Here is a 5724-nt window from a genome sequence, read left to right on the forward strand (position 1 = left end):
ATCGGCGGGAACAAGCTGGTCGAGTGTGACCATCTCAAGCGCTGTCTGATCCGGACCGGGTTTCTTCAACATCAAAACAGTGAATCAAAAACCCCCGGCTAACGCCAGGGGTTTGTCAGCAGTCTGAGGCGCGGGATTTCCGCGCCTTTTATGTTCTGTACAGCAGAACCGTCAGACCGCCGTCGGAAAGTCCCGCATCTCGCCGCTGGGGTGATGGTAGAGCTTGCCGGTTTCGGTCAGATCGGCGCCGAGCAGTTTCAGGAGCGCGGGCGCGACCTCTTCCGGTTTCGTCAGCTTTTCAGGATCCTCGCCGGGCATCGCCTTTGACCGCAGACCGGTCCGCACGGGTCCGGGATCGGCCAGGTTGATCTTCAGATTGGTTTTCAGGCTCTCATTGGCATAGGTGCGCACCAGGGCTTCCAGGGCCGCCTTGGAGACCGCCTGCTGGCCCCAGAAGGCCGTACAGCTGTGAGCGTGGGAATCGGTCAGGAACAGGGCCCGTCCGGCGTCCGACTGGCGCAGCAGCGGGTCGAACGACCGGATCAGCCGCCAGTTGGCGGTGACATTGGTCGACATCACCTTGTCGAAGTCCTTGATGCCGATATGTCCGACCGGCGAGAGCAGGCTGAAACTGCCGGCGTTGCCGACCAGGATGTCGAGCTTCTTCCAGCGTTCGAAGATGGCCGCGCCCAGGCGGTCGAGTGCATCGAAATCGGTTATGTCGACCGGAACCAGCGTCGCCTGGCCGCCTGCCGCCTTGATCTCGTCGTCGAGATCCTCCAGGCCACCGACGGTGCGCGCAAGAGCGATGACATGAGCCCCGCGGGCGCCGAGCGCCTTGGCCAGCTGATAGCCGATACCGCGCGAGGCCCCGGTGACGACCGCGACCCGGCCTTCGAATTCCTGCGTCATGCCTGCCTCTTGTTTACTGGACTTCAACGAGACGCGGCGGACGGATGAAATCGCGGTCTTCGGACAGGTCTGTCAAAGGTGTCGGATAATCGCCGGTGAAGCAGTGATCGGTGAACTGCGGGCTCTCGTTGTCGCGGCCTTCGTAACCCATGGCCCTGTAGATGCCGTCGACGGAGAGGAAGGCGAGCGTGTCCGCACCGATGTAGTTGCGCATTTCTTCCAGATTGTATTTGGCCGCCAGAAGCTTTTCGCGCACCGGCGTATCGATGCCGTAATAGTCGGAATAGCGGATCGGCGGGCTTGCCAGCCGGAAGTGAACTTCCAGGGCTCCTGCTTCGCGGATCATCTGGACGATTTTGACCGATGTCGTGCCGCGAACGAGGCTGTCGTCGATCAGGATGACGCGCTTGCCCTGGATCTGCATCCGGTTGGCGGAATGCTTCATCTTCACGCCGAGTGCACGGATCGACTGGGACGGCTCGATGAAGGTCCGCCCGACATAGTGGTTGCGGATAATGCCCAGTTCGAAGGGCACGCCGCTCTCCTGGCTGTAGCCGATGGCCGCAGGCACGCCGCTGTCGGGAACCGGGACGATGACGTCGCTCTCCACATGGGCTTCGCGCGCCAGTTCCCGGCCCATCGACCGGCGTACGTCATAGACGCTGCGACCGCCGATGACGGAATCGGGACGCGAGAAATAGATGAACTCGAAGATATCCGGACGCGCCTTGCATTTGCCGAAGGGGAAATAGGATTCGATGCCGCTCGGGCTGCAGACGATGACTTCGCCGTTTTCCACTTCGCGGATGAAGGTCGCGCCGATGATATCGAGCGCGCAGGTTTCCGAGGCCAGGATCGGCGCGCCGTTGAGGTCGCCGAGGACCAGAGGGCGGATGCCCAGCGGGTCGCGCGCGCCGATCAGTTTTTTCGACGTCAGCGCCACCAGGGCATAGGCGCCCTCCATCTTGGAAAGGGCGTCGATATAGCGATCGACGATTTTCCGTTCGCGCGATTTGGCAATGAGCTGCAGGACCACTTCGGAATCGGAGGTAGACTGGCAGATCGCGCCATCGTGGATGAGCTGCTGGCGGAGCGTCAGAGCGTTCGTGAAATTTCCGTTGTGGCAGATGGCGATACCGCCGCCTTCCAGCTCGGCGAACAGCGGCTGCACGTTGCGCAGGATCGGTTCGCCGGTGGTCGAATAACGCACATGTCCGATTGCGGCCCGGCCCGTCAGCCGGTTGATGGTCTCCGCATTGGAGAAGTGGTCGCCGACCAGGCCGAGATGGCGTTCCGCCCGGAACTGTTCATCGTCCAGCGTGACGATGCCGGCGGCTTCCTGGCCCCGGTGCTGGAGCGCGTGCAGGCCAAGGGCGGTAAGGGCGCTCGCGTCTTCATGGCCGAATATACCGAATACGCCGCACTCTTCCTGGAGCCTGTCTGCATTGAGATCAAACGGCTCTGTATCTTCGGTCTCGCCGTGCATGGCGGAGCTCCTTAAGTTCAAAATACCGGCAGGTCGCAGCCTGCCCGGCTCCTTTTACGAGCAGAACGGAGAAAACGCACTCTTGCCTGTCGAGCGTCAGTTGTTTCCGCCGGTCGTAAGCTGGTCAAGGCCCTTGCGCTCGGAATCGCTGTAGCCTGTATTCTCGTTCCCGTCTTCGCCCTCGGCCTGTGTGGACGTCCGCTTCTTGATCTTGTCCAGAATGGCCTTCTCCGGGTCTTCCGGCAGCACGGCGACAAGCCGTTCGCCGATGGACATCAGGATCGGCCGCGATTTCGCCTGCAGGATCCAGTTCGGCTGCTGTTCCGGCTGGACGAACCAGTTGAAGAACATCATCGCCACGACGACCAGAAGCAGTCCGCGGACCGCGCCGAACACGAACCCCAGAGTGCGGTCCAGCGCGCCGATCCGGCTGTCGAGCACGAAATCGGAAATACGCATGGTTATATAGGACACGATCAGCAGCGTTACGATAAACACGGCTGCGGCAGAAACGCCCAGTGCAACCAGATCGTGACTGATATACTGCTTGGCGTAGGGAAGCACGCGCCCGTAAAGCAGGAAGGCTGCGATAGCCGCCGCGATCCATGAGGCGATGGACAGAACCTCGCGGACGAAACCGCGGATCATCGCCAGAACCGCCGAGATGAGCATGATGACGAGAAGGATTCCGTCGAGCAGCGTGATCGGCATCTGTCTGAAAGATCCCTTATCTTGAGCCATCGGGCGCTTGCGCCCGCTTGATCCGTCCGATTGATGCCTCAAGCGTTGCCGCCGGCACCAGCCTTGGCCGAGATTTTGGCAATGAAATCCCCAAGTTCCGGGAGTCCCGTTACCGCAAAATTCCGTGTCGCGCCGTCTTTCAGGTTGCCCTCCGGGCAATACGCCTGATCGAACCCGAGTTTCTGCGCTTCCTTCAGCCTGGACTGAGCCTGGGCGACCGGCCGGATCGCTCCTGAAAGGCTGACTTCGCCGAAATAGACGCAATTCGCCGGAAGGGCAAGTCCGCTGAGTGAAGAGACAAGGGCCGCGGCGACCGCCAGGTCCGCTCCGGGCTCGTTGATTTTCAGCCCGCCGGCGACGTTCAGATAGACGTCGTGCTGGGAAAACCGTACACCGCAACGGGCTTCGAGCACCGCAAGGATCATGGACAGGCGGGCGGAATCCCAGCCGATAACGGCGCGCCGGGGCGTGCCGAGAGGCGAGGGCGCGACCAGCGCCTGCACCTCGATCAGCAGCGGGCGCGAGCCTTCAAGTCCGGCAAAGACGGCCGATCCCGGCGCATTGGCGGTTCTGTCGCCCAGAAACAGCGCAGACGGATTGGCGACTTCGGCAAGACCTGCGCCGGTCATTTCGAAAACGCCGATCTCGTCGGTGGCGCCGAAACGGTTTTTCACGGACCGGAGGATCCGGTACTGATGGGCGCCGTCACCCTCGAAGTAAAGCACTGCGTCGACCATGTGTTCGACCACGCGCGGACCGGCGATCTGGCCATCCTTGGTCACATGGCCGACAAGGACAAGCGTCGTGCCGTGTTTCTTGGCATAGCGCACCATCGCCTGGGCCGACGCGCGCACCTGGGTCACGGTGCCAGGCGGGGAATCCGCCTGTTCGGTCCACAGTGTCTGGATGGAATCCAGGATGAGCAGGGCAGGCGGCGTGTCGGCTTCCAGGGTTGCGAGGATGTCTTCGACACTGGTCTCGGCGGCCAGTGCCACCGGGGCGTCGGAAAGACCGAGCCGTTCCGCCCTCATCCGCACCTGTCCGATCGCCTCTTCGCCGGAAATATAGACCGCGCGCTGGCCCAGGCGGGCAAGGGCAGCGGCTGCCTGGATCAGGAGCGTGGACTTGCCGATGCCCGGATCGCCGCCGACCAGAAGCGCGGACCCGCGGACGAAGCCGCCGCCGGTGACCCGGTCGAGTTCGGCAATGCCGCTCAGGATCCGCGGCGCCTCCTTGGTATCTCCCGACAGTCCGACCAGGGGAACGACCCGGCCCTTGGACCGCTTTATCTTGCCCGGGCCCCCGCCGATGCCGCCGCCGGTCTGTTCCTCGACGATGGAATTCCACTCGCCGCAGGATTCGCACCGTCCTGTCCACTTGGCCGTCACCGCCCCGCAGGACTGGCAGACGAAACTGGTTGCGCGCCTGGCCATCAGCTTCGGCCTTCCGGAGTGTCGAGGGGGCCGTACCGCCGGTGAAAGCGGCGTCCGAGTCCGGTCAGGTATTCGTAGTCGATGGTTTCAGCGTAAATGGCGAGATCCGAAGCCGCGACGTTGGGACCGAGCAGTTCCACGAAAACGCCGTGCCGGGCCACGGTTTCGGGAACGTCCGTGACGTCCAGCGCCATCATGTCCATTGAAATCCGGCCGACGATGGGCAGGCGGTGGCCATCCAGCCAGCCGAAGCCGCCCGGACGTTTGTCGGATGAGCCTGCCCGGCGCATGAAGCCGTCGGCATAGCCCGCTGCCACAATGGCGAGCCGCATGGTCCGCGTCGCCGTTTCCACGCCGCCATAGCCGATGGTCTTGCTTTCCGCGACGTCGCGAACCATCAGGATGCGCGCTTCGACGCAAACGACCGGCGACATCGGATTGGCGCCCGGATCCAGGGCCTTGCCGCCGAAAAGGGAAATGCCCGGGCGGGCGATGTCGAAGTGATAGTCGGGCCCGAGGAACACGCCGGCAGAATTGGCGAGTGATTTCGGTATGTCCGGGAAATCCGCCGTCGCCGCGCGGAAGGTGTCAAGCTGGATGCGGTTCAGCGGATGGTCGGGCGTTGCGCCGCAGGCCAGATGGCTGACAAGCAGGCAGGGCGTAAACGGGCCGGTGAGATAATTGTCGGCCATGACCTGCGCGAACATCTCCGGCAGCAGGCCAAGCCTGTTCATGCCCGTATCGATATGGATAGCCGCCGGAAGTGCGGTATTCGCCGTCCGGCAGTAGGCGGACCACTCCTCGATCTCCGGAACGGAATTCAGGACGGGCCTGAGGTTTGCCGCCGCATAGGTCTCTGCGGTGCCGGGAAACAGGCCGTCCAGAACGTAGATGGTTGCGTCGGGCAGGGTTTCGCGCAGATGCAGAGCTTCCTCGGGCAGTGCGACAAAGAAGGTCCTGCAGCCTTCCTGTGAAAGCCGCTCGGCGGTCTCAGCAAGCCCGGTGCCATAGGCATTGGCCTTGACCGTGGCGCCACACTCGGTCCCGTCGCGAAGATTTTCGGACAAGGTGCGCCAGTTTGCGGCAATGGCATCGAGATCGACGGTCAGCCGCCCTCCGGCAAGGGCTTCGGAAGGGTGGGGAACTGGGAGG

5 protein-coding genes are annotated in these 5724 nt (G+C 63.0%); all 5 read right to left on the reverse strand.

The window, feature by feature from the left end; translation table 11 throughout:
- Nucleotides 1-171 precede the first annotated feature (171 nt).
- Nucleotides 172-912 carry an SDR family NAD(P)-dependent oxidoreductase gene (locus tag HK439_RS26060; RefSeq protein WP_190294412.1) on the reverse strand — a complete coding sequence of 247 codons (741 nt, stop codon included), beginning with the start codon at nucleotides 910-912 and terminating at the stop codon, nucleotides 172-174.
- A 13-nt stretch (nucleotides 913-925) separates the two neighbouring features.
- Nucleotides 926-2398, reverse strand: coding sequence for an amidophosphoribosyltransferase (purF, locus tag HK439_RS26065; RefSeq protein WP_190294413.1), 1473 nt, complete (start codon nucleotides 2396-2398; stop codon nucleotides 926-928).
- A gap of 96 nt (nucleotides 2399-2494) precedes the next feature.
- Nucleotides 2495-3109 (reverse strand): CvpA family protein, encoded by a 615-nt coding sequence (locus tag HK439_RS26070; RefSeq protein ID WP_190294414.1) that lies wholly within the window; start codon nucleotides 3107-3109, stop codon nucleotides 2495-2497.
- A gap of 68 nt (nucleotides 3110-3177) precedes the next feature.
- The gene (gene radA, locus HK439_RS26075) at nucleotides 3178-4572 is read right to left on the reverse strand and encodes a DNA repair protein RadA (protein ID WP_190294415.1); all 1395 of its coding nucleotides are present in this window, start codon (nucleotides 4570-4572) and stop codon (nucleotides 3178-3180) included.
- The coding region (gene alr / locus HK439_RS26080) for an alanine racemase (RefSeq protein ID WP_235988125.1) at nucleotides 4572-5724 on the reverse strand (1153 nt) is incomplete at its 5' end. The genes radA and alr, both read right to left, overlap by 1 nt.

The organism is Roseibium aggregatum (genome assembly GCF_014692675.1).
GTDB classification, from domain to species: Bacteria; Pseudomonadota; Alphaproteobacteria; order Rhizobiales; family Stappiaceae; genus Roseibium; species Roseibium aggregatum_C.

Excerpts from the sequence above, each read along its gene's own strand:
- HK439_RS26060 (WP_190294412.1), bottom strand. The coding sequence starts at position 912 with ATGACGCAGGAATTCGAAGGCCGGGTCGCGGTCGTCACCGGGGCCTCG.
- purF (WP_190294413.1), bottom strand. The coding sequence starts at position 2,398 with ATGCACGGCGAGACCGAAGATACAGAGCCGTTTGATCTCAATGCAGAC.
- HK439_RS26070 (WP_190294414.1), bottom strand. The coding sequence starts at position 3,109 with ATGCCGATCACGCTGCTCGACGGAATCCTTCTCGTCATCATGCTCATC.
- radA (WP_190294415.1), bottom strand. The coding sequence starts at position 4,572 with ATGGCCAGGCGCGCAACCAGTTTCGTCTGCCAGTCCTGCGGGGCGGTG.